A 20,845-nucleotide genomic window follows, 5' to 3' on the forward strand; every position below is an offset into this window, starting at 1 on the left:
GTCACGCCCCCGGCTTGGCCAGGACAAGCTCCAGGAACATGCGCACGAAACGGGTCTGCACGAACGCGTTGTGGACCGCCGCGCTGGTCTTCTTGTCGCATCCCTCCCGGCCGTCATCGACCTTTGGAAGGCAATCATTGGTCGCGTCGGACGTGTTGATGCCGACTTTGTCGGTGCGGATATTCCACATCCATCTCGGCATTCCGGGATAGTCCTGCCTCGGCGGGACGGACTTGAGATCCACGAAGTAGAACCGGGAATCGCATTGGGTGGTTTTGCCGAGGTAAAATAGCCGAGAGACTTTTTCCTGTTTGCCGGAATCGATCCGATACCATTGCGTCTGCCGGATGTCGGCGCCAGCCGCTGCAAAATATGCCTGCCATTTCTTCTCGAGGTTCGAGATGAAGCAGCCCTGAAATTCAAAACAGCCACTGGTATCGGTACATTTTTTGGCTGCTCGGACGTAGGGCATCTCCAGCCTATGCGTCAGATATGGATCGTAGTGCCCGATCGACCTGTAGGCGCTTGACGAGAAAACCTTGTCGGTGATGCCGATCTCGAAGCCGACCGCCCGGCCAAGTGACGCTGCAACGGGCAGCACTATGCCGGTGGCCCAGTCGTCAGCGGACGTGACATTGATCCAATACGGCAGATCGGGGCCGTCCTGGTGTCCTGCGCGCATCAAGTCGTCAAACGCATCCGCGCCGATCGCCGGGTTGACGGTCGCTACCAGGCCCCTTGGGCCGAAGGGCTGAACCGGCCCTTTGGCCTTCTCTACCTGCTTCAGCATGTAGCGCGACAACAACCGGCCTCCGAATGAATGGCCGATCGCCAGCACGGGGGTGATGACGCCGCCTGGCGGGTTCACCGCCAGATTGATCCGCTTCATGTCGGCCGCAAAGTCCTCGGAAGCGCCGATCCGGTCGGCTGCCCGGCCAATCCTGGCGGCGTTCAGGTAACTGCTCGCCGGGCCTCCATTCCAGCCGATGTAAATTCCAAAGACCGTTCGAGGAGGCTCCCCCTGAGCTCGGGATTCGTAATTGGCCTTGGCCAGAATGTGTTTGAAGGCCAGCAGGTTGAGGTTCTGGTTGTAGGGCCGGTCGCCTGTTGCCTCGATGTTGTCCGCTTTGGCCGGGTCGTGGTTTTCATAAGCATTGTGGTGCCAGCCATGCGCGAAGATGACGAGCAGGATTGGTCTGTGCTGCCCCACCAGTTCATTCAGCCGCCCGACGATCGCGTCGGCTTGCCGCGTATCGAAAAGCTTGCCGGCCTGAGGTCCGTTGGAACGATACTCCAGCGTTGCGTATTCGAATGGTTGCGGCTCCAGGCTACTGTTGTTCTTCCAGCCATCCATGCGAAGAGTGTCCCAGCCATCGTTGCCGACGCCAAAACACCTGTCCCTATCGACCTTATCCTCGGTACACCTGTCTCTGTGCTGCACATAGGCCGAAAGTGGAACACAGCCGACTTCGCCGGTAGTGTTGCATATCGGGTGATAATTTATGTCTGGTCCCGAATAGGATGCTTTTGAGGAAAGGATTAAAAAGAGCGGCAAAATCCAGGCGGCAGCAACAAGCCATCTCCGCAACCTGCTCTTCATAGCTGTCCACCTCCGGATGCCATCCCTCGACACAAAACGTACAGAGGAATTGGTAGCAGGTAAATGCAATACCGAAGCTATTGTTTGGAAGTATTGAAGCCATGAAGAACGGGCGGAACCCGGCCAGCTATTGACGAATGGCGAGAATGGCAGAATGGTCCGGCTCGCCAAAAAGCAGGAACCCCCATGTCCTTCATCCCCGACACAGCCACGCTGATCCAGTTCGCCATCGCCACGGTCATCCTGGCGATCACGCCCGGTCCCGACATGACGCTGTTCGTGTCGCGCACGCTGAGCCAGGGGCGCGCCACCGGCTTTGCCTCCATGGCGGGCGCGTTGTGCGGAACGCTGATCCACACCACGCTGGTCGTGGTCGGCGTTTCGGCGCTGATCGTCGCCTCGCCGATGGCTTTCTTCGTGCTGAAGATTTTTGGCGCCGGCTATCTCGTCTTCCTGGCCTGGCAGGCGATCGCCAAGGGCTCGGCGTTTTCGCCGGAGAAGAAGACAGGGCCGCAGATCTCGCTGTTGCGTAGCTGGGCGGCGGGGCTCGGCGTCAACCTGCTCAACCCCAAGATCATCCTGTTCTTCATGACCTTCCTGCCGCAGTTCGTCTCCGCGCACGATCCGCACGCGCAGGGCAAGCTGTTCTTCCTCGGCGCCATGTTCATCGTGCTGTCCATTCCCGTGACGGCGCCGATGGTGCTGGCGGCCGAGAAATTCTCGGCGGCGATGAAGGCGAGCCCGCGCGTCACGCGGGTGGTGGATTATCTTTTCGCCGGCGTCTTCTCAGCCTTCGCGCTCAAAATCCTGACGGCGCAGGCGAAATAAGCTTCCATACTTCCTTCGCGTTCACCGATCTCCGGTCCGCAATCACGGATCGCTGCGCCACCAGCTTCCGGCCCACCGGCCGGCGGCGAGCCAGTAAAAGATGCCGCCGACCATGCCGCCGCCGAACACCGCCATGATGGCGCTGGTGCCGGTGACCGCGAAGGTCGTGTCGTCGGCATGGTCGACAAGGCCGAGGAAAACGCCCGCCACCACAGCGCCCGCCAGGGCGTAGAACAACCAGTCGCGGCGGCCGAGGAGTTCGGCGACCAGGATGACGACTATAGACGGCATGAAGGCGAAATAGGCGACGAACAGGGCCACGAAGGGGATCGAGAAAAGCAGCGAAGCCGGCACGGCATGCGGCGCTTCCGGTGCCATCAATCCGCTGGAGGCGAGGAAGAGGATGTTGAGGAAGGCGCTCGCCGCCAGCGAAGCCACAACATAGCCGAACAGGATGATGGCGAACCGCACGACATAGGCGACGAAGCGGGTCATTGCGCGTCACCGCCGGTGAGGGAACCGGAACTGCGCCCGGCCAGCAGCCAGTAGACCCAGCCGGCAGCCGTGCCCGCCGTGGCCAGAAAGCCGAGAAAGCCCGGATTGAAGACAAATCCGCCAGCCGAGCCTGGAACCAGGACGCCAAAGGCGATGGAGGTGACCGCGCCGGTGACGGCGAAATAGAACCAGCCGCGAAGCGCACGCCGTTCGGCGACGAAGATGGCCGGGCCGACGATCAGCAGCGCGCAAACCATCACCGCCAGGACGGCGAGCGGGAAGGAGACCAGCCAGTCGAATTCGAAAACCATCGACCAGTTTCCATATTCGATGCCTTCGAGCAGCACGATCAGCAACACGGGCACCAGGATCGAGGTCAGCACGGCGGCGACATAGCCGACCGCTATCGTGATGAAGCGCTTCGACCGGGCCATGAGACGGTTCATGCGGATTGTCTGGACGCTTGTGTGAGCCTGCCCTCGACGGAGTAATAGACAAATCCCGCGAAGCCGGCAGCGACAATCGAACGCACCAGTTGGGCCGTGCCGGGGGTTTGTCCGAAGGGATAGGCGACCCTCAGGGCGAACACGCAAATCCCGACCAACATCCCGCCCAGCACGAAATGGGTCCAGCGCCTTGTCTCGAGCATCTGCGAGGCGACGATCATGGGAATCGCCGGAAGGGCGGCATACTGGCCCAGGATGACGGTCTCCAGCGCCATCACCTGCAGCCCCTGGATGCCCAGCAGCGAGGCCGGACCGTGACCGCCGATCAGCCGTCCGGAGACGAGGTAGACCAGGCTCATCGCCCATGCGGCCACCCCATAGCAGAACAAGATTGTCGCCAGCCGCCTGATGGAGATCACGCCTCGCCGTGCCCCGCGATCATCATGGCTTCCAGCGCCAGCCGGTCGACCTTGCGCATGCGCTCCGATTCCGACTTGAGCTGGCCGCAGGCGGCCAGAATGTCGCGGCCGCGCGGGGTGCGGATCGGCGAGGCATAGCCGGCATTGTTGATGTAGTCGGCGAATTTCTCGATCGTCTCCCAGTCCGAGCACTGGTAATTGGTGCCCGGCCACGGGTTGAACGGGATCAGGTTGATCTTGGCCGGAATGCCCTTGAGCAGCTTGATCAGCGCCCTTGCGTCGTCGAGGGAATCGTTGACGTCCTTCAGCATCACATATTCGAAAGTGATGCGCTTGGCGTTGGAGAGGCCCGGATAGGCCTTGCAGGCCGCGATCAGGTCTTTCAGCGGGAATTTCTTGTTGATCGGCACCAGCAGGTCGCGCAGATCGTCATTGGTGGCGTGCAGCGAGATCGCCAGCATGACGCCGATCTCCTCGCCGGTGCGGGTGATCTCGGGCACCACGCCCGAGGTGGAGAGCGTGATGCGGCGCTTCGACAGCGACAGGCCGTCGCCGTCGGAAGCAATCAGCAGCGCCTTCTTCACGGCCTCGAAATTATAGAGCGGTTCGCCCATGCCCATCATGACGATGTTGGACACTTTGCGGCCCTCGGCCGGCACGATGGCGCCGTCGGGCGTGTCCCGGTCGGGGAAGTCGCCGAGGCGGTCGCGCGCGGTGAGCAACTGCGCCAGGATTTCTTCCGCCGTCAGGTTGCGCACCAGCTTCTGCGTACCGGTGTGGCAGAACGAGCAGGTCAGCGTGCAGCCGACCTGCGAGGAGATGCAGAGCGTGCCGCGCCCTTCCTCGGGGATGTAGACGGTTTCGATCTCGACCGGACGGCCTGCGCCGCGCGGCGGAAAGCGGAACAGCCACTTTCGCGTGCCGTCGGCGGAAATCTGCTCCTCGACGATCTCGGGCCGGGCGACGGTGAAATGCTTGTCGAGCTCGGCGCGCAGATCCTTGGAGATGTTGAACATGCCGGCAAAGTCGGAGACGCCGCGCACATACATCCAGTGCCAGAGCTGCTGGGCGCGCATCTTGGCCTGGCGCTCCGGCACGATGCCGGAATCCACGAGGGCGGCGGCGAGCTCGGCGCGCGTCAGGCCGATCAACGACGGCTTTTCGGCCGTCATGGCGCGGGCGCGCAACGCGTCGCGGGCACCCTCGGTGGTGAGGTCGAGTGAAAGGGTCATGGTCGCACAGATATAAGCGGTTTGCGGCCGATTTCATCCATCGTGCCGGTCATGGTGCCGGGCGCATAGCACAGGTTGAGGCCGGAGTCATGCGGCGCTTCTTCCTTCTCCCCTTGTGGGAGAAGGTGTCGCCGAAGGCGACGGATGAGGGGTGTTCCAGGAAAAGCCAACGTCTCACTCCGCTGGAACACCCCTCATCCGTCTCGGCGCTGCGCGCCGATCCACCTTCTCCCACAAGGGGAGAAGGGAAGACGCGCCATCTTGGCTATGTTAGAGCGGAACACCCCATTCCGAGGACAGACATGGCCCCCCAATCGCGAAAATACCCGTTCCTGCGGCGTTCGCGCGCCATGTGGGGGTCGCGGCGCGTCTGGCAGCCGCGCTTGGTGTTCTGGGCGGGAGCCATTTCGATCGGCGTCATCAGCGTCCTGTTCGCGGTGCTGGCCGACAAGGCGCAGGCGCTGTTCCATGCCATGACCGGCACCGGTGGCGGCTGGCGTTTCTATCTGCCGCTCGTGATCACGCCGCTCGGCTTCGTGCTCTGCGCGTGGCTGGCGCACGCCTTTTTCCCGGCCTCGCAAGGCAGCGGCATTCCGCAGGCAATCGCCGCGCGGCATCTGCGGGACGACGAGGACCGCAACCATCTGCTGTCGCTGCGCCTGGCGGCCGGCAAGATCGCGCTCACCGTCGTCGGCCTGTTTTGCGGCGCCTCGATCGGCCGCGAGGGGCCGACGGTGCAGGTCGGCGCCTCGCTGATGCTGCAGGCGGCGCGCTGGGGCGGCATGGCGCAGGCGCGGGGCCTCATCCTGGCCGGTTCGGCCGCCGGCATCGCCGCCGCCTTCAACACGCCGCTCGCCGGCATCGTCTTCGCCATCGAGGAAATGGGCCGCACCTATGAGGCGCGCACCAACGGGCTGGTGCTGACGGCGGTGATCCTGGCCGGCATAGCCTCGCTCGGCCTGCTCGGCAACTATACCTATTTCGGCGTTTCGAAGGACACGATCGCCTTTGCCGCCGACTGGCCGCTGGTGCTTGGCTGCGGCGTCATCGGCGGCGGCTTCGGCGCGCTGTTTTCGCTGCTGGCCCTGAAGACGACGCGGCGGATCCGGCGCTGGAACGCGCTGCAGCCGCTGTGGCGCGCGCTGCTGGTGGCCGGCGTCTGCGGGCTTGCCGTGGCGGTGATCGGCATCGGCTCCGGCGGGCTGACCTTCGGGACGGGCTACGCCCAGGCGCGCGGCGCCGTCGAAGGCACGCCGCTGCCCTGGTTCTTCTTCGCCGAAAAGTTCCTGGCCGGCCTGCTGTCGATGGTGTCGGGCATTCCAGGCGGCATTTTCGCACCGTCGCTGGCGGTCGGCGCCGGCATCGGCAGTTCGCTCGGCCTGCTCTTCGGCGCCAGCACCGGGGCTGCGGCGCTGCTCGGCATGGCCGGCTATTTCGCCGGTGTCGTGCAGGCGCCGATGACCGCCTTCGTCATCATCCTGGAGATGACCGGCAACCACGACAATGTCATCGCCCTGATGCTGGCCTCGATGCTGGGCTACGGCACGGCGCGCATGATCTCGCACGAGCCGCTCTATCACGCGCTGTCGCGTGTCTTCATCGCCGAGGCGATCCGGCGGCGGCGGGCGGAGGCGGTGCCGGCGCAGGGCTGAAACGCAAAAGGCCGGACTTGCGGCCCGGCCTTGCGTTTCAAAAACGAGTTTTGCCTGTTTTGGCTACTTGCACTTCGCGATCGAGGCGAGCGCGGCCGAGATGCCCTTGAGCGAGAAGACGTAGGAGGTCGGATTGCCGCGGCCGGACTTGGCCGTCACCTTCATGTCGGTGCCGGTCTTCATGGCGGCGATCAGGACGGGCTCCTCGGCGGCGTTCTCGACCCAGGCCGACTTGCCGCGGGTGAACATCGAGAAGGACTTCTTGTCGATGGTGACGGTGGCTTTGGAGCCTTCCTGGAAATTGTAGCCGGCGATGAACTGCGGCTCGTAGGACACCTGCTGGCCGGGACGCTGGCTGACGAAGAAGAACATGTCGCCATGGTCGAGCGTCGTCGGCTGCTTGTCGGTCGGCACGGTCAGCACGTAGCAGACCTTGCCGCCCTGGGCCTGATAGCTGTAGGTGCCCCAGGCATTGTGCTGGCCGATCTTGGTCGCCTGCTGCGCCATTGCCGGCACCGCCGAGGCCGCCAGGACCAGGCTCGAAACTATAGCTATCAATCCGCGCATCGTTTTTCCCGTATTCCCAAATGGTGCGGAGGCGGGCCGCCTTGCGTCCTGCCGTCGCTTCATTTTGATTTAATCTGGGTTACCAAACGGTGAATTTCCTTCGAGAAATGGACCTTCACCCCAGGAAACCGCCGCCATATCCGCGCCGCCGCCCTTCAAGCGGCCGGCACGACGTCCCTTCGGCGACTTGGAGGCCACGAAAACGGCAAGAGTTTGACTTTCGCCTCGGCTGAACGCCAGCATCCGGCCGGCCGCGCGAAGCAAGCCGGCTGATCAGCTTTTGTCGGCGATCGCATCCCTGGCGGCCTGGCGGTGGGCCGGCGTGATGTGGGCGCTGACGGCGGTGATCGCGGCGGTCAGCACGGCGATGTCGTCGGTGAAGCCAAGCCCGACGACGAAGTCGGGGATGAGGTCGATCGGCAGCACGAAATAGCCGAGCGCGGCGATCAGGATGCCCTTGGCGCGCAGCGGCGTGTTCTTGTCCATGGCGCAGTAATAGGCGGCCACGACATCTTCCATGAACGGAATCTGCCGCGCGGCTTTCTTCGCCGTGCGCCAGAATTTCTCGCGCACCTCGCCCTCGCCGCCGAGCTTGTCGCCAAAGCCGAAGAAATCAAAACCGGATTCTTGCGCCATCAACATCTCCTCGCGGGCTTTTGCGCGCAATGACGCACGCCCGCGGGCAAAATGTGGTGAAAGCAGAACCCGGGTACAAGAGTTCATGCGTTGCCCCGGCCTGAAAATCGGACATCGCCGCCAAGGCGAGCAGGCGGCAGCGTGCTACTCGAAATAGCGGTTCATCTTTTTGGCAAGTTCGATGTCGAGCGCGGTGACGCCGCCGGCGTCGTGGGTGTTCAGCGTCACGTCGACGGTCTTGTAGACATTCGACCAGTCGGGGTGGTGGTCCATCTTCTCCGCGGCAAGCGCGACGCGGGTCATGAAGGCGAAGGCTTCGGAAAAATTCCTGAAGACGAAGCTGCGCCTGATCGAGGCGCCGTCCGTGGCGAGCGACCAGCCGCCGAGTTCGGCAAGGGCTGCGGTGATGGCGTCCTTGCTGAGTTTTTCTCTCGTCATGATGATTTCCCGTGCTATCTCGGATTTGACCCCCACCATAATGCAAGTCGCCCAAGAGTGCTTTGCGGTTTTGGGGGCTCCAATGCACGAATGGCGCATACCGAATGAGCAAAAAGCCCATAAATTCCATTCTCTTCGTCTGCCTCGGCAATATCTGCCGCTCACCGCTGGCCGAAGGCGTTTTCGGCGACGTCTGGGCGGCGCGCGAGGAGGGGCGCCATATCCTGCTCGATTCGGCGGCGACCAGCGGCTGGGAGGTCGGGTCCGCGCCCGATCCGCGCTCGATGGCGATCGCGGCGCATCACGGCATCGATATTTCCCGGCAGCGGGCGCGCAAGGTAACGCCGCAGGATTTTCATCGCTTCGACCTGATCCTCGGCATGGACCGATCGAATGTGGCCGACCTCAAGGCAGCGGCTCCGGCCACCATGCGCGACCGCGTGCATCTGTTCCTGGAGTTCGCGCAGGGCAAGGCGGGCGATGTGCCGGACCCTTACTATGACGGACCGGAAGCCTTCGCCGAGGTCTACCGCATGATCCGAGAAGCGTCGGAGGCGCTGGCGACACGGCTGGCGGCGCGCGCATCCGACAGCGGCCAGGCCTCCTCGACGATGTAAGGCCCGCCGCCGACCGAATCACGCGACGACATCAGCACGAAGCGGCCGATGCGGAAGGGCAGCGTCGAGAAATTGCCGCGCGCCGACAGATACTGGGCGACATCCAGCGGGCTCGAATTGCGCAGCCGCGCCAGCGTCACATGCGGCATGAACTTGCGGGGATCTGCGGGAATGCCGAGCCGCTGGCAGATGCGCTCGATCTCGGCCTGCAGGGCCGCAAGGTCCGGCGAGGGGGCCGCGCCCGCCCATACCGCGTGCGGCTTCTTCTGGCCGAAAGCGCCCACACCCGACAGGGTCAGCGAGAAGGACGGGCGGTGGACGCGGTCCAGCGCGTTGGCGATCTCGTCGGCCACGTGACCGGGGACATCGCCGATGAAGCGCAGTGTCAGATGGTAGTTTTCGACATCGATCCAGCGGGCCCCGGGCAGGCCGCCCCTGAGCAGGGACAGCGAAAGGGCGGCGTCACGCGGAATTTCGAGGGCGGTGAAAAGACGCGGCATGAAGAGCCTCCCTTCCTCGAATCGAACTGTAGCCATAGCGAATCATCGATAGGCTGATGGAGCAAGAGGTTTATTGGTCACAGGGTTTGCTAAAAGTTTCCCTTGGGGAAAGCCACCTTGGGCTCAGGATCCTCCCGGCGCGGCGGCGATGGCCTTTTCCACTGAGGGCAGGATGCGCTCGACCATCTGGTCGACGCCCTTGGCGTTCGGGTGCATGCCGTCCTCCAGTTGCAGGCCCGGCTGGCCGGCGACGCCGTCGAGGAAGAACGGGTAGAGCGCGACATCGTATTTCTTCGCCAGTTCGGGATAGATGGCGTCGAAGGCGGTCTGATAGTCGGCGCCGAGATTGGGCGCGGCGCGCATGCCGGCGAGCAGAACGGGAATCCCGCGCTGCTTGAGCCTGCCCAGCATCTGGTCGAGGTTTTTCCTGGTGATGTCGGGCGCGACGCCGCGCAGCATGTCGTTGGCGCCAAGTTCAAGGATGACCAACTGCGTGCCGTCCGGCACCGACCAGTCGAGCCGCGCAAGGCCGCCGCTGGAGGTGTCGCCCGAGACGCCGGCGTTGGCGACCGTCACGTCGCGACCCCTGGAGCGGAGCGCGGCCTGGAGCCTGTCGGTGAAACCCTCGTCGGGCCCGAGCCCAAAACCCGCCATCAGGCTGTCACCGAAGCCGACGATCTTGAAGGGCTCCGCGCCGGCCGACGAAATGGCGCCGCAAATGACAAGGAAAAGGGTGAGCCCTGCGGCAATCAGGCGTTTGAAAGACATGTTGCAGGCCCCATATGACCAAGGATTCTTCCGGGCGACGGCTTCCGGCCAGCGGAGCCATCATTCTCCATATAGGACGCTTTGATTTTGACAGAAGCCGTGATCGCGCTGAAAGACGTATCCCTGACGCTCGGCGAGGGCGCCTCGTCGGTCCATGTCCTCAAGGGCGTCAGCCTTGAAGTGGCGCGCGGCGAGGCCACCGGTATCGTCGGCCCTTCCGGTTCAGGCAAGTCCACCCTGCTGATGGTGCTGGCCGGACTGGAACGGGTCGATTCGGGCACGGTACGAATAGCCGGCGAGTTGCTCAACGGAAAAAGCGAGGACCAGGTTGCCTCGTTTCGTGGCCGAAACATTGGCATCGTGTTTCAGTCCTTTCATCTCATCCCCAATATGACGGCGCTCGAAAATGTCGCGGTACCGCTGGAACTGGCGGGCCACGCCGATCCGTTTGCGGTGGCGGCGCGCGAACTCGCGGCCGTCGGCCTGAGCGACCGCGTCACGCACTATCCCGGCGAGTTGTCGGGCGGCGAGCAGCAGCGCGTGGCGATCGCACGGGCGCTGGCGCCCTCGCCGCGCATCCTGATCGCCGACGAGCCGACCGGCAATCTCGACCAGGCGACGGGCCGGCAGGTCGCCGACCTCCTGTTCGCCAAGGCGGCCGAACGCGGCATGACGCTGGTGCTGGTCACGCATGATCCGGCGCTCGCGGCGCGCTGCTCGCGTCAGGTTTCGATGCGTTCGGGCCGGATCGAGGCGCCGGCGCCGGTCAAGGTCATCGCCTGATGCCGCTGGCGCAGACGCTGAAGCTCGCCGTCCGCTTTTCGCTGCGCGAGATGCGTGGCGGCCTGTCGGGCTTTGCCATCTTCCTGGCCTGCATCGCGCTTGGCGTCGCGGCCATCGGCGGCGTCAATTCGGTGGCCCGCTCGATCAGCGCGGGCGTTGCCAGCCAGGGTCAGACGCTGCTTGGCGGCGATCTGCGCTTCCAGATCAACCAGCGCGACGCCAGCGAGGCCGAACGCGGCTTCCTCGAGGGGCTCGGCGTCGTCTCGCGTACCGCCAGCATGCGTTCGATGGCGCGCCTGGCCGACGGGTCAGACCAGGCGCTGGTCGAGGCCAAGGCGGTCGACGACGCCTACCCGCTCTACGGGACGCTGGAAACCGAACCGGTGCTGTCGAAACAGGAACTGTTCGCGGAGCAGGCCGGCGTTTTCGGCGCGGCGGCGCCGGATCTTCTGTTCGAACGGCTTCATCTCAAGCCCGGCGACCGGCTGAAACTGGGCAGCGCCACCTTCGAACTGCGCGCCAGGCTGGTCACCGAGCCGGATGCCGTGTCCGACGGATTCGGCTTCGCGCCCAGGCTGCTGATCTCGACCGAGGGCCTCGCGGCCACCGGGCTGGTGCAGCCGGGCAGCCTGGTCGAGAACGCCTACAAGGTCCGGCTGCCCGCCGATGCCGGCGAGGCGCGGCTCAAGGCCATCCAGGACCAGGCAGCGCGGGATTTCCCGGAGGCCGGCTGGTCGATCCGGACGCGCGAGAACGCGGCGCCCGCGCTTTCGGCCAACATAGACCGCTTTTCGCAGTTCCTGACTCTGGTCGGGCTGACGGCGCTGGTGGTCGGCGGCGTCGGCGTGGCGAACGCGGTGCGCGCCTATCTCGACGGCAAGCGCGGCGTCATCGCCACCTTCAAGAGCCTCGGCGCGTCGGGCGGTTTCGTCTTTGTCGTCTATCTCGTGCAGATCCTGATCATCGCGGCGCTCGGCATCGCCGTCGGCCTGGTGCTCGGGGCGCTGATGCCGTTCGCGGCGAGTGCGGCGCTTCAATCGGTCATTCCGGTGCCGGCGCAAGGCGGCTTCTATCCCGGCGCGCTCGCCATGGCGGCGCTGTTCGGCCTATTGGTGACGCTGGCCTTCGCGCTCTTGCCGCTCGGCCGCGCGCGCGACGTGCCGGCGACGGCGCTGTTCAGGGAGATGGGCCTGGAAGGTCGCGGCTTTCCGCGTCCGGTCTATGTCGCATTCGCCCTCGGCATCGCGCTGGTGCTGGCGGCGCTGGCCATCCTGTTCTCGGGCGACCAGCGCATCGCCTCGATCTTCGTGGCCGCCACGGTCTTCGCCTTCCTGGTGCTGCGCCTCGTCGGGGCGCTGGTGCAATGGGCTGCGAGGAAGAGCCCGCGCGTGCGCTCCGTGGCGCTCCGGCTTGCCGTCGGCAACATCCACCGGCCAGGCGCGCTGACGCCCTCGGTGGTGCTGTCGCTGGGGCTTGGACTGACGCTGCTGGTGACGCTGGCGCTGATCGATGGGAACCTGCGGCAACAGATTTCCGGCAGCTTGCCCGAACGGGCACCGAACTTCTTCTTCGTCGACATCCAGAGCAGCGATGTCGATGCGTTCTCGGCGCTGATCGGCAAGGAGGCGCCGCAGGCGACATTCGCCAAGGTGCCGATGCTGCGCGGCCGGGTGATGGCGCTGAATGGCATCGACGTCGACAAGGTCAAGGTTCCGGCGGAAGGCGCCTGGGTGCTGAAAGGCGATCGCGGCCTGACCTATGACGCTGCAAAGCCTGAAAACGCGACGCTGACCGAAGGCAGCTGGTGGCCAGCCGATTATTCCGGCGAGCCTCTGGTGTCGTTCGCGGCGCAGGAAGGCAAGGAGATCGGGCTGAAGCTCGGCGACACCGTCACCGTCAATGTGCTCGGCCGCAACGTGACCGCCAGGATCGCCAATTTCCGCCAGGTCCAGTGGGAGACGATGGGCATCAACTTCGTCATGGTGTTCTCGCCTAACACCTTCACTGGGGCGCCGCATGGCTGGATGGCGACGCTGACCGAGAAGAACGCCACGACGGCCGACGACGCCCGCATCCTCAATGCCGTGACGCGAGCCTTTCCGGCGGTGACGACGGTGCGTGTCAAGGACGCGCTCGATGTCGTCAACCGGCTGGTCGGCCAGCTCGGCACGGCGATCCGGGCGGCGGCCGGCGTGGCGCTGATCGCCTCGGTGCTGGTGCTGGCCGGGGCGCTCGCCGCCGGCAACCGCGCGCGCGTCCACGACGCGGTGGTGCTGAAGACGCTGGGAGCCACGAGGCGAACGCTGATCACGGCGTTCTCGCTCGAGTACATGCTGATCGGACTGGCGACCGCGGTGTTCGCGCTGGCGGCCGGCGGGGTCGCGGCCTGGTATATCGTGGCACGCATCATGACGCTGCCCTCGCATTTCATGCCCGAGGTGGCGGTGGCGACCATCGTCTTCGCACTGGTGATCACGGTCGGCATCGGGCTTGCCGGCACTTGGCGCGTGCTTGGCCAGAAGGCGGCTCCGGTGCTGCGCGATCTCTGAGTTGGCGGGCTTCAGACCGCCTCCGTCGATTAAATCTTGGTAAGGATGCCGTCCGGAAAGCCCGGGAATCGGCGGTTTGCCCTCTCACGAACCGTTACATCCCGTTACGGTCTTGTTCTTGACGCGAATAACCATCATATTTCGCCACAGGCATGCTGGAGCCCCGCCAGCGGCGCCTGGGTCCGTAAGAGGCCCGACACCGGACGGGGCAGTAGCAACAGAGGTTTCCAATGGCTGATCCCATTCGCAATTATCAGACGTCGGCGGTGCCCGGCGTCCGTGCTGACATCGATCAGGGCCTGCGCGCCTATATGATCCGTGTCTACAATCTGATGGGGCTTGGCCTCCTCATCACCGGCCTTGCCGCGATCGGCACGATCATGCTGGCCACCACCACCGATCCGGCCTCGGCTGTCGCAACGCTGCCGAGCGGCGAGATGCTGACGTCGTTCGGCTACGCGATCTTCGGGTCGCCGCTGCGCTGGGTCGTCATGCTCGCCCCGCTGGCCGCCGTGCTGTTCCTGTCGTTCCGCGTCCAGTCGATGAGCGTATCGGCGGCGCAGACGACGTTCTGGGTCTATGCCGGCCTGGTCGGCCTGTCGCTGTCGTCGATCTTCCTGGTCTACACCACGGCAAGCATCTCGCAGACCTTCTTCGCCACCGCCGCCGCCTTCGGCGCGCTGTCGCTGTTCGGCTACACCACCAAGCGCGACCTGACGGCCATGGGCTCGTTCCTGATCATGGGCGTGTTCGGCATCATCATCGCGTCGGTGATCAACATCTTCCTGCAGTCGTCGGCGCTGTCCTTCGCCGTGTCGGCGATCGGCGTGCTGGTCTTCGCCGGCCTCACCGCCTACGACACGCAGAAGATCAAGGAGATGTATTTCGAGGGCGACGCTTCCGATGTCGCCGGCCGCAAGGCCATCATGGGCGCGCTGACGCTCTACCTCGACTTCATCAACCTGTTCATGTTCCTGCTGCAGTTCATGGGCGACCGCCGCTAAGGCCTGGTCTCTGCCATGGTCTGACTGGACCATCGGGTTTGGAAAGGGCGGCCCAAGGGCCGCCCTTTTCTTTTTCGACATCCTTTGCTCTTATCGTCAGCAGATAAGAGGGTTGCATAAATAATGAGCAGTATCGTGATACGCGCGGCTATCCCGGCTGACCTCGACGCCATCACCGAGATCTATGCCGACGCGGTGCGGAACGGCACGGCAAGCTACGAGCTGGAGCCGCCAGGCCGCGCCGAAATGGGCGCGCGGTTCGAAACGCTCGCCGGCGGCGGCTTTCCCTATCTGACAGCTGAAAGGGACGGAGCTGTGCTCGGCTATGCCTATGCCGGTCCCTTCCGGCCGCGCCCGGCCTATCGCTTCATCGTTGAGGATTCGGTCTATGTCGCGCCTGAAGCCAAGGGCCAGGGCGTCGGCCTGATGCTGATGCGGGCATTGATCGCGGCGGCGGAAGCGGCGGGCTTCCGCCAGATCGTCGCCGTGATCGGTGACGGCCGTCCCGACAGCGCTTCGGTGCGGCTACACGAAAAACTCGGCTTCCGTCACTCAGGTCGGCTCGAAGGCTCCGGCTACAAGCACGGGCGCTGGCTCGACACGGTGTTCATGCAGCTGGCGCTGAACGGCGGTGCGTCGCTGCCGCCCGATCCGGACTCGTTGCCGGAGAGGAAGTTTCGCGGGACCTGAGAGAAAATGGGGAATTGAGGAAGACACTCGGCCTTTCGGCCAGTCGTGTTTATTCCTCAATTCTCCAATCCAATTGTCCGCTCAAGCCTCCACGACCCTGAGCTTGCTGTCGAAGACGCCGAGCACGCGGCCGAGCTCCTGGCCGCGCTTGAGGATGCGGCCGCCTGCCGCGATGACGGCGAAAGCGCCCTGCTTGCGGGCCAATTTCGGGTCCTTGACGATCTGGAACAGCGGCACCTCGCTGGCGCGGCGGAAGACCGAAAACACAGCCCGGTCGGTAAGATGATCGATGGCGTAGTCGCGCCATTCATTGGCGGCGACCATGCGCCCGTAGAGCCTGAGGATCTGGTCGAGTTCACGCCGGTCGAAGCGCACGGGCTGGTCGAGGCGTGCGTTGCGCGCCTCGTGCAGCGGGATCAATATTGCGGATGCGTCACCATCCCCCGTCCCGCCGCTGTCGTCCGTCATGCCTCGATCCCTCGAAAATGAATCTTTGCCAACCAAAGTTGGCCCCTTCGCGGGGCAATTGCAAGAGCCGGCGAAGCGAAGGCGGCAGTGCGCCCTTTCGGTGACGTCCAGTCACTTTTGTAACGTTGCGTGTTGGAATTGGTGATGCTTCGCCACATTCTCGCCATTTTTTATCCGCGCTCATGCCCCAATGTCCGACGAATTTACCGGCGTTGCCTGAGACGGTTCGGTCCGGCACCGGCTCGTAAACCCCAAGCCCCCCGCCCACGGGTCTGCGTCGGATCGAACCAACCTCGGTTTTTCCTTGGAAAAATCGGGTGCGACGATCCCAAAACCTGAATGACCGACGTCAGAAGCAAGCTGACGTCGGTTTTTTCATGGCTGCTTCCAACCCATTTCCGTAATCTTCCGGGAAAGCGTCGCGCTTTTCCCGTAGAAGCCGTTTCACGCTTTCCTGGATCTGTTCCGGCGAAGCCCCGCTTGCCATTCCCGTTTCCACTTAATAAGGTGTTAAGTGAGATGGGAACGATAATGCCACGAGCTTCGAACTCCACGGCAAAAGAATTGGACAGTGCTGCCACCGGCGCGCAACAGGCAACCGGCCAGGAAACGGGCGGTGTCGGCGCGCGCATCAAGGCGCTGCGCACCGCAAGGCGTGTTTCGCTGCGCCAGCTCGCCGACATGACAGGCACGACCGCCAGCTTCATCAGCCAGCTCGAGCGCAATTTGTGCGGCGCCAATACCGGGACGCTGCTTAAGATCGCGGCCGCTCTCGACCTCGGCATCAACGACCTGTTCGAAGATGCCAGCCGTCCCCTTCACAAGGTCCTGAAAAGCGCGGACCGGCCGGTGCTGCCGGTCGGCGTGCACGGCCGCAAGATGCTATTGTCGCGGCGTCCGATCCGCCAGTTCGAGGTCTATGCCGGACATTTCGAGGCCGGCGGCTCCACCGGCGACGAGGCCTATGTGCACAGCGGCGAGCACGAGATGTTCGTGGTGCTCAAGGGCATGGTCGAGCTGACGCTGGGCGACGAGCGCCACCTGATGCGCGAAGGCGACAGCGTCGAATACGCGACCACGGTGCCGCATCGCACGGTCAATGTCGGCACCACGCCGGCGGAAGTGCTCTGGATCATCGCGCCGCCGACCGCGGGTGCGCTCGAACTCGATCAATACAAGCCCGGGAACCGCTCGCAACCGGGTGAATGACAACATATGCGGGTTGTGAAATGGGAGAATTGACCATGAGACTGAAACTTGGACACACGGCCTGCGTCGCCATGCTTCTGGCGGCAACGGCGGCGTTCGCGCAATCGAAGCCGGTGGCCGGAGAGGTTGCCGAAGGCTCGCTGAAGGGCAAGACGCTGACGCTCGTCTCCTATGGCGGCATCTATCAGGACGGCCAGGCGGCGGCGCTCAAGGAGTTCGTCGATAAATCCGGCGTCAAGTTGCTCAATGACGGACCGACCGAGATCGCCAAACTGCAGGCGCAGGTCGAGTCCGGCAACGTGACCTGGGACGTCGTCGATACCGACGACCTGCCGCCCTATGTCTATTGTGGCAAGCTGTTCCAGAAGCTGGATCTCACCAAGCTCGACGTCTCGAAGATTCCCGAGGGGCAGGTCGGTGAATGCTCCGTTCCGGCGATGAATTACGGCGTCGTGCTGATGTACAACAAGGAGAAGTACAAGGATAACCCGCCCAAGAGCTGGGCCGACTTCTTCGACACGCAGAAATTCCCCGGCGTGCGCGGCATCGACGGTTCAGGCAGCCCGACCGGCGGCCTGCTGGAACAGGCGTTCAAGGTTTCCGGCGGCGACCCGAAAGCGATGACGGTGGCCGATATCGACAAGGCCATCGACGTGGTCCGCAAGCTCGGCCCCGATACCATTTTCTGGAAGACGGGCGCCGAATCGCAGCAGCTTGCCGAATCCGGCGAAGCCGACATGCTGATGATGTGGACAGGCCGCGCCATGACCGCGGTCAAGAACGGCGCCAAATACGCACCGGCCTGGCAGGACTGGCTGGTGGTGATGGACCAGATGACAATCCCGGTCGGCGTCAAGGACACCGATGCATCCTACGCACTGATCAATGCCTATCTCGGCAAGCAGTCGCAGGAAATCCTGGCGGAGAAGACATCCTACACGCCGATCAACAGCGAAGCGCAGCCCAAGGTCGACGCTTCCGTTTCCGCCTTCCTGACCAACTCACCCGAACGCCAGGCGCAGGGCTACAAGCAGAACTTCAAGTTCTGGGTGCCGAACTTCGCGGTGGCGCAGGAGAAGTGGTCCGCGCTGATGGCCGGCAACTGATCGGCTGACGGAAAGGCAAGGCAGTGAGCGCGCTCGAACCGACGACGCCTTCGGTCCCGAAACGGGCCGGCTGGGCATGGCGGCCGTTCGCGCTCACGCTGCCGGCGCTTCTGCTGCTGGTAGCGGTCATCGGCTACCCGCTTTTCACCATCGTGCTGCGCAGCCTTTCGGAGCCGCAATGGGGGGCGCAAAACTATGTCTGGTTCTTCGGCACGCCGGTCAATCTGACGGTGCTTCAACGCACCTTCGTCATCTCGGCCTGGGTGACGCTGGTCTGCGTGGTCTGTGCCTATCCCTATGCCTACCTGATGACCGCCGTCGGCCCGCGCGTCCGGCTGGCGCTGGTGCTTTGCGTGCTCATCCCGTTCTGGGTGAGCGGCGTGGTTCGCACGCTGTCCTGGGTGATCCTGCTACAGGATTCCGGCGTCATCAATTCAGTGCTGCGGTCGGTCGGCCTTGACGGCGTCAGGCTGATCCGCACCCAGACCGGCGTGGTGATCGGCATGGCGCAGGTGCTGCTGCCGTTCATGATCCTGCCGCTCTATTCGGTGATGAGGGGCATCGACCTCAGGCTGATGCGGGCGGCGCAAAGCCTGGGTGCGCGGCCGTTCCGCGCGTTCTTCACCGTCTACCTGCCGTTGTCGCTGCCGGGCGTCTATGCCGGCGCGATCATCGTCTTCATCCTGGCGCTGGGCTTCTACATCACGCCGGCGCTGCTCGGCGGGCCGCGCTCGACCATGTTGTCGACGCTGGTGCAGACGCAGGTGCTGAGCCTGCTGCAATGGGGCCGCGGCGGCGCCATGGGCGTGGTGCTTCTGGTCACCACCTTCGTGCTTCTGGCGCTGGCGGCGCCGGTGATGCGCTCGCGCCATCGCGAAGCGGGACGGCGCTGATGGAGATGAAGCCGCTCACCCGTGTCATCCTCGGCCTCGTCTGCCTGCTGGTGGCGATATGGCTGGTGGCACCGACGCTGGTCGTCGTGCCGATGTCGTTCAACGAGAACAAGTCGCTGGCGTTTCCGCCGCAGGGCTTTTCCTGGCAGTGGTACCAGAATTTCTTCACCAATCCCGACTGGACGTCGAGCTTCCTGAACTCGCTGAAGGTCGCCTCGATCGTGGCGGTGCTGGCGACGGTGCTGGGCACGCTCGCGGCCTTCGGTCTCGACCGCATGCGGGCCCGCCCGGCCAATGTGCTGCGCATGCTCATGCTGACGCCGATGGTGGTGCCGGGCGTGGTGCTGGCGATCGGCATTTACGCGGTTTATCTCGACGCCCATCTGGTCGGGACACTGACCGGCTTCGTGCTCGCCCACACCATACTGGCGCTGCCCTTCGTGCTGATCGCGGTGTCGGCCAATCTGGAGGTCTTCGACAAGCGGCTGGAGACGGCGGCGGCAAGCCTGGGCGCCGGCGCGCTGACGACATTCCGCACGGTGACTTTGCCGCTGATCCTGCCCGGCATGCTGTCTGGCCTGCTGTTCGCCTTCGCCACGTCCTTCGACGAGATCGTGGTGTCGCTGTTCATCACCAACCCCTATCTGAAGACATTGCCGGTGCAGATCTTTTCCTCGATCACGCGCGACGCCGACCCGACGGTCGCGGCCGTCGGCACCATCCTGTTGTGCGCCACCACATTGCTTATCGGAGGCGGCATGCTTCTCCTTGGCCGCGAGCGGAAGGGACGCCCATGAATCCGAGACCGGAAAATCGCGGCGCTGCGATCGATCTCGATACGGTCAGCAAGGACTATGGGAGCTTCAAGGCGCTCGACGCCGTGTCGCTGCATATCAAGCCAGGCGAGTTCATGACGCTGCTGGGGCCGAGCGGCTCGGGCAAGACGACGACGCTGAACGTGATCGCCGGCTTCACCGACGCCACCAGCGGCAAGCTGCTGGTCGGCGGCAAAAGCGTCGTCGGCGTGCCGGCGCACAAGCGCAATATCGGCGTGGTGTTCCAGCATTATGCGCTGTTTCCGCACATGACGGTCGGCCGCAATGTGGCCTACCCGCTGGCGCTGCGCGGCGTCACCGGGGCGGAGCGCGAACGCCGCGTCCGCCAGGCGCTGGACATGGTCAAGATGGCCGATTTCGCCCATCGCTATCCGAGCGAGCTTTCGGGCGGGCAGCAGCAGCGCGTGGCGCTGGCGCGCGCCATCGTGTTCGATCCGCCGCTGCTGTTGATGGACGAGCCGCTGGGCGCGCTGGACAAGAAATTGCGCGAATGGCTGCAGCTCGAGATCAAGCGCATCCATCGCGAACTCGGCACCACCTTCGTCTATGTGACGCACGACCAGGAGGAGGCGCTGGTGCTCTCCGACCGCATCGCGGTGTTCAACCGCGGCAGCATCGAACAGATCGGCACCGGACGCGAGCTCTATGATGAACCGGCGACGCTGTTCGTCGGCAAGTTCATTGGCGATTCGACCGTGTTGCGCGGACAGGCCGCCACTTCGGCCGGCGAAACCGCGATCGTGATATCGGGCCAGACCGTCGTGACGGACAAGCGGCTTGCCGATGGCGGCAGCCCGGTCATGCTCCTGCGCCCTGAAAAGCTGGCGCTTGCCCCGCGCGGCGCCGCCGATGCAGGCCGGAACCGGCTGGCCGGCCGCGTCGGCGAAGCGATCTATCTCGGCTCCGGCTCGAAATACGAGGTCGTGCTGGCGGACGGGTCGAAGGCCATCGTGCGCTCGGCGCTGGAGGCGCAATCCTTCGCCATCGGCGACGAGGTCGATGTGCTGTTTGCCGGCCGCGACGTCAAGCTATTGGCCGATGACGACAAGGCCGACCTGACACTGACCTGAACCCACCCCGTCCACGCAATTCCGCACGGAAGCCGCTCG

At 64.3% G+C, this 20,845-nt stretch carries 23 protein-coding genes; 12 read left to right on the plus strand and 11 right to left on the minus strand.

Translation table 11 applies throughout. The annotated features are described in order from the left end of the window. Nucleotide 1 precedes the first annotated feature (1 nt). A complete protein-coding gene (locus FFS37_RS07795; protein WP_137930353.1) occupies nt 2-1,354 on the minus strand; it encodes a hypothetical protein in 1,353 nt (450 codons plus the stop codon). Between the two features lie 432 nt (nt 1,355-1,786). Here FFS37_RS07795 and FFS37_RS07800 point away from each other — a divergent pair, with 432 nt between their 5' ends. Then, nucleotides 1,787-2,428, plus strand: coding sequence for a LysE family translocator (locus FFS37_RS07800; protein WP_027055181.1), 642 nt, complete (start codon nt 1,787-1,789; stop codon nt 2,426-2,428). Nucleotides 2,429-2,470: 42 nt separating this feature from the next. On the opposite strand, the gene FFS37_RS07805 is transcribed toward FFS37_RS07800, so the two are convergent. The 4 genes from FFS37_RS07805 to rlmN are packed head-to-tail and all read right to left on the minus strand — an operon-like array spanning nt 2,471 to nt 5,020. Next, a complete protein-coding gene (locus FFS37_RS07805) occupies nt 2,471-2,923 on the minus strand; it encodes a hypothetical protein (protein ID WP_137930354.1) in 453 nt (150 codons plus the stop codon). After that, complete coding sequence (locus tag FFS37_RS07810) at nt 2,920-3,369, minus strand: hypothetical protein (RefSeq protein ID WP_137930355.1); 450 nt, start codon at nt 3,367-3,369, stop codon at nt 2,920-2,922. The genes FFS37_RS07805 and FFS37_RS07810 overlap by 4 nt, the downstream gene beginning before the upstream one ends. Then, nucleotides 3,366-3,788 (minus strand): hypothetical protein, encoded by a 423-nt coding sequence (locus FFS37_RS07815; RefSeq protein ID WP_137930356.1) that lies wholly within the window; start codon nt 3,786-3,788, stop codon nt 3,366-3,368. Before FFS37_RS07815 ends, FFS37_RS07810 begins: the two co-directional genes overlap by 4 nt. Next, the gene (gene rlmN / locus FFS37_RS07820) at nt 3,785-5,020 is read right to left on the minus strand and encodes a 23S rRNA (adenine(2503)-C(2))-methyltransferase RlmN (RefSeq protein ID WP_137930357.1); all 1,236 of its coding nucleotides are present in this window, start codon (nt 5,018-5,020) and stop codon (nt 3,785-3,787) included. The genes FFS37_RS07815 and rlmN overlap by 4 nt, the downstream gene beginning before the upstream one ends. 302 nt (nt 5,021-5,322) lie before the next feature. Here rlmN and FFS37_RS07825 point away from each other — a divergent pair, with 302 nt between their 5' ends. After that, nucleotides 5,323-6,672, plus strand: coding sequence for a chloride channel protein (locus FFS37_RS07825; protein ID WP_137930358.1), 1,350 nt, complete (start codon nt 5,323-5,325; stop codon nt 6,670-6,672). A 63-nt stretch (nt 6,673-6,735) separates the two neighbouring features. Here the strand turns inward: FFS37_RS07825 and FFS37_RS07830 are convergent, their stop codons facing one another. From FFS37_RS07830 to FFS37_RS07840, 3 genes are all read right to left on the minus strand, one after another. After that, nucleotides 6,736-7,239 carry an invasion associated locus B family protein gene (locus FFS37_RS07830; protein WP_137930359.1) on the minus strand — a complete coding sequence of 168 codons (504 nt, stop codon included), beginning with the start codon at nt 7,237-7,239 and terminating at the stop codon, nt 6,736-6,738. A gap of 273 nt (nt 7,240-7,512) precedes the next feature. Then, a complete protein-coding gene (locus FFS37_RS07835; RefSeq protein WP_137930360.1) occupies nt 7,513-7,875 on the minus strand; it encodes a YkvA family protein in 363 nt (120 codons plus the stop codon). A gap of 144 nt (nt 7,876-8,019) precedes the next feature. After that, a complete protein-coding gene (locus tag FFS37_RS07840) occupies nt 8,020-8,313 on the minus strand; it encodes a 4a-hydroxytetrahydrobiopterin dehydratase (protein ID WP_137930361.1) in 294 nt (97 codons plus the stop codon). 104 nt (nt 8,314-8,417) lie between these two features. Between FFS37_RS07840 and FFS37_RS07845 the strand changes: the two genes are divergently transcribed. After that, nucleotides 8,418-8,930: a low molecular weight protein-tyrosine-phosphatase gene (locus FFS37_RS07845; protein ID WP_137930362.1), complete on the plus strand. Its 513-nt coding sequence runs from the start codon at nt 8,418-8,420 to the stop codon at nt 8,928-8,930. Here the strand turns inward: FFS37_RS07845 and thpR are convergent. Together thpR and FFS37_RS07855 are read right to left on the minus strand one after the other, a co-directional pair. Next, complete coding sequence (gene thpR / locus FFS37_RS07850; protein WP_137930363.1) at nt 8,840-9,430, minus strand: RNA 2',3'-cyclic phosphodiesterase; 591 nt, start codon at nt 9,428-9,430, stop codon at nt 8,840-8,842. The genes FFS37_RS07845 and thpR overlap by 91 nt on opposite strands. A 123-nt stretch (nt 9,431-9,553) precedes the next feature. Further along, a complete protein-coding gene (locus FFS37_RS07855; RefSeq protein ID WP_137930364.1) occupies nt 9,554-10,198 on the minus strand; it encodes an arylesterase in 645 nt (214 codons plus the stop codon). A gap of 87 nt (nt 10,199-10,285) precedes the next feature. Between FFS37_RS07855 and FFS37_RS07860 the strand changes: the two genes are divergently transcribed. The 4 genes from FFS37_RS07860 (at nt 10,286) to FFS37_RS07875 (ending at nt 15,224) form a co-directional block, all read left to right on the plus strand. Next, complete coding sequence (locus FFS37_RS07860; protein ID WP_137930365.1) at nt 10,286-10,981, plus strand: ABC transporter ATP-binding protein; 696 nt, start codon at nt 10,286-10,288, stop codon at nt 10,979-10,981. After that, complete coding sequence (locus tag FFS37_RS07865) at nt 10,981-13,530, plus strand: ABC transporter permease (RefSeq protein WP_137930366.1); 2,550 nt, start codon at nt 10,981-10,983, stop codon at nt 13,528-13,530. Before FFS37_RS07860 ends, FFS37_RS07865 begins: the two co-directional genes overlap by 1 nt. A 230-nt stretch (nt 13,531-13,760) precedes the next feature. After that, nucleotides 13,761-14,534 carry a Bax inhibitor-1/YccA family protein gene (locus FFS37_RS07870; protein ID WP_137930367.1) on the plus strand — a complete coding sequence of 258 codons (774 nt, stop codon included), beginning with the start codon at nt 13,761-13,763 and terminating at the stop codon, nt 14,532-14,534. Between the two features lie 123 nt (nt 14,535-14,657). Then, complete coding sequence (locus tag FFS37_RS07875) at nt 14,658-15,224, plus strand: GNAT family N-acetyltransferase (protein ID WP_137930368.1); 567 nt, start codon at nt 14,658-14,660, stop codon at nt 15,222-15,224. Between the two features lie 81 nt (nt 15,225-15,305). Here FFS37_RS07875 and FFS37_RS07880 read toward each other — a convergent pair whose 3' ends face one another. After that, nucleotides 15,306-15,692: a DUF2794 domain-containing protein gene (locus FFS37_RS07880; protein ID WP_137930369.1), complete on the minus strand. Its 387-nt coding sequence runs from the start codon at nt 15,690-15,692 to the stop codon at nt 15,306-15,308. Nucleotides 15,693-16,223: 531 nt separating this feature from the next. Here FFS37_RS07880 and FFS37_RS07885 point away from each other — a divergent pair. Genes FFS37_RS07885 through FFS37_RS07905 form a run of 5 tightly spaced genes read left to right on the plus strand, consistent with a single transcriptional unit; the run spans nt 16,224 to nt 20,806 of the window. Continuing rightward, the gene (locus FFS37_RS07885) at nt 16,224-16,901 is read left to right on the plus strand and encodes a helix-turn-helix domain-containing protein (protein WP_137930370.1); all 678 of its coding nucleotides are present in this window, start codon (nt 16,224-16,226) and stop codon (nt 16,899-16,901) included. A gap of 35 nt (nt 16,902-16,936) precedes the next feature. Next, the gene (locus FFS37_RS07890; protein WP_137930371.1) at nt 16,937-18,007 is read left to right on the plus strand and encodes an extracellular solute-binding protein; all 1,071 of its coding nucleotides are present in this window, start codon (nt 16,937-16,939) and stop codon (nt 18,005-18,007) included. A gap of 23 nt (nt 18,008-18,030) precedes the next feature. Then, entirely contained in the window at nt 18,031-18,900 is an 870-nt protein-coding gene (locus FFS37_RS07895) for an ABC transporter permease (RefSeq protein ID WP_137930372.1), read from the plus strand. Continuing rightward, the gene (locus FFS37_RS07900) at nt 18,900-19,697 is read left to right on the plus strand and encodes an ABC transporter permease (RefSeq protein WP_137930373.1); all 798 of its coding nucleotides are present in this window, start codon (nt 18,900-18,902) and stop codon (nt 19,695-19,697) included. The genes FFS37_RS07895 and FFS37_RS07900 overlap by 1 nt, the downstream gene beginning before the upstream one ends. Further along, on the plus strand, nt 19,694-20,806 hold the full coding sequence (locus FFS37_RS07905) for an ABC transporter ATP-binding protein (protein WP_137930374.1): 1,113 nt from the start codon (nt 19,694-19,696) through the stop codon (nt 20,804-20,806). The genes FFS37_RS07900 and FFS37_RS07905 overlap by 4 nt, the downstream gene beginning before the upstream one ends. The last annotated feature ends 39 nt before the right edge of the window (nt 20,807-20,845 follow it).

The organism is Mesorhizobium comanense (genome assembly GCF_005503535.1).
In the GTDB taxonomy this organism is placed as follows: Bacteria; Pseudomonadota; Alphaproteobacteria; order Rhizobiales; family Rhizobiaceae; genus Mesorhizobium; species Mesorhizobium comanense.

Coding starts and splice junctions, on each gene's coding strand:
- FFS37_RS07900 (WP_137930373.1), top strand. CDS start 18,900: ATGGAGATGAAGCCGCTCACCCGTGTCATCCTCGGCCTCGTCTGCCTG.
- FFS37_RS07835 (WP_137930360.1), bottom strand. CDS start 7,875: ATGGCGCAAGAATCCGGTTTTGATTTCTTCGGCTTTGGCGACAAGCTC.
- FFS37_RS07870 (WP_137930367.1), top strand. CDS start 13,761: ATGGCTGATCCCATTCGCAATTATCAGACGTCGGCGGTGCCCGGCGTC.
- FFS37_RS07810 (WP_137930355.1), bottom strand. CDS start 3,369: ATGAACCGTCTCATGGCCCGGTCGAAGCGCTTCATCACGATAGCGGTC.
- thpR (WP_137930363.1), bottom strand. CDS start 9,430: ATGCCGCGTCTTTTCACCGCCCTCGAAATTCCGCGTGACGCCGCCCTT.
- FFS37_RS07875 (WP_137930368.1), top strand. CDS start 14,658: ATGAGCAGTATCGTGATACGCGCGGCTATCCCGGCTGACCTCGACGCC.
- FFS37_RS07830 (WP_137930359.1), bottom strand. CDS start 7,239: ATGCGCGGATTGATAGCTATAGTTTCGAGCCTGGTCCTGGCGGCCTCG.
- FFS37_RS07800 (WP_027055181.1), top strand. CDS start 1,787: ATGTCCTTCATCCCCGACACAGCCACGCTGATCCAGTTCGCCATCGCC.
- FFS37_RS07890 (WP_137930371.1), top strand. CDS start 16,937: ATGAGACTGAAACTTGGACACACGGCCTGCGTCGCCATGCTTCTGGCG.
- FFS37_RS07795 (WP_137930353.1), bottom strand. CDS start 1,354: ATGGATGGCTGGAAGAACAACAGTAGCCTGGAGCCGCAACCATTCGAA.
- FFS37_RS07865 (WP_137930366.1), top strand. CDS start 10,981: ATGCCGCTGGCGCAGACGCTGAAGCTCGCCGTCCGCTTTTCGCTGCGC.
- rlmN (WP_137930357.1), bottom strand. CDS start 5,020: ATGACCCTTTCACTCGACCTCACCACCGAGGGTGCCCGCGACGCGTTG.
- FFS37_RS07880 (WP_137930369.1), bottom strand. CDS start 15,692: ATGACGGACGACAGCGGCGGGACGGGGGATGGTGACGCATCCGCAATA.
- FFS37_RS07905 (WP_137930374.1), top strand. CDS start 19,694: ATGAATCCGAGACCGGAAAATCGCGGCGCTGCGATCGATCTCGATACG.
- FFS37_RS07885 (WP_137930370.1), top strand. CDS start 16,224: ATGCCACGAGCTTCGAACTCCACGGCAAAAGAATTGGACAGTGCTGCC.
- FFS37_RS07805 (WP_137930354.1), bottom strand. CDS start 2,923: ATGACCCGCTTCGTCGCCTATGTCGTGCGGTTCGCCATCATCCTGTTC.
- FFS37_RS07845 (WP_137930362.1), top strand. CDS start 8,418: ATGAGCAAAAAGCCCATAAATTCCATTCTCTTCGTCTGCCTCGGCAAT.
- FFS37_RS07840 (WP_137930361.1), bottom strand. CDS start 8,313: ATGACGAGAGAAAAACTCAGCAAGGACGCCATCACCGCAGCCCTTGCC.
- FFS37_RS07855 (WP_137930364.1), bottom strand. CDS start 10,198: ATGTCTTTCAAACGCCTGATTGCCGCAGGGCTCACCCTTTTCCTTGTC.
- FFS37_RS07825 (WP_137930358.1), top strand. CDS start 5,323: ATGGCCCCCCAATCGCGAAAATACCCGTTCCTGCGGCGTTCGCGCGCC.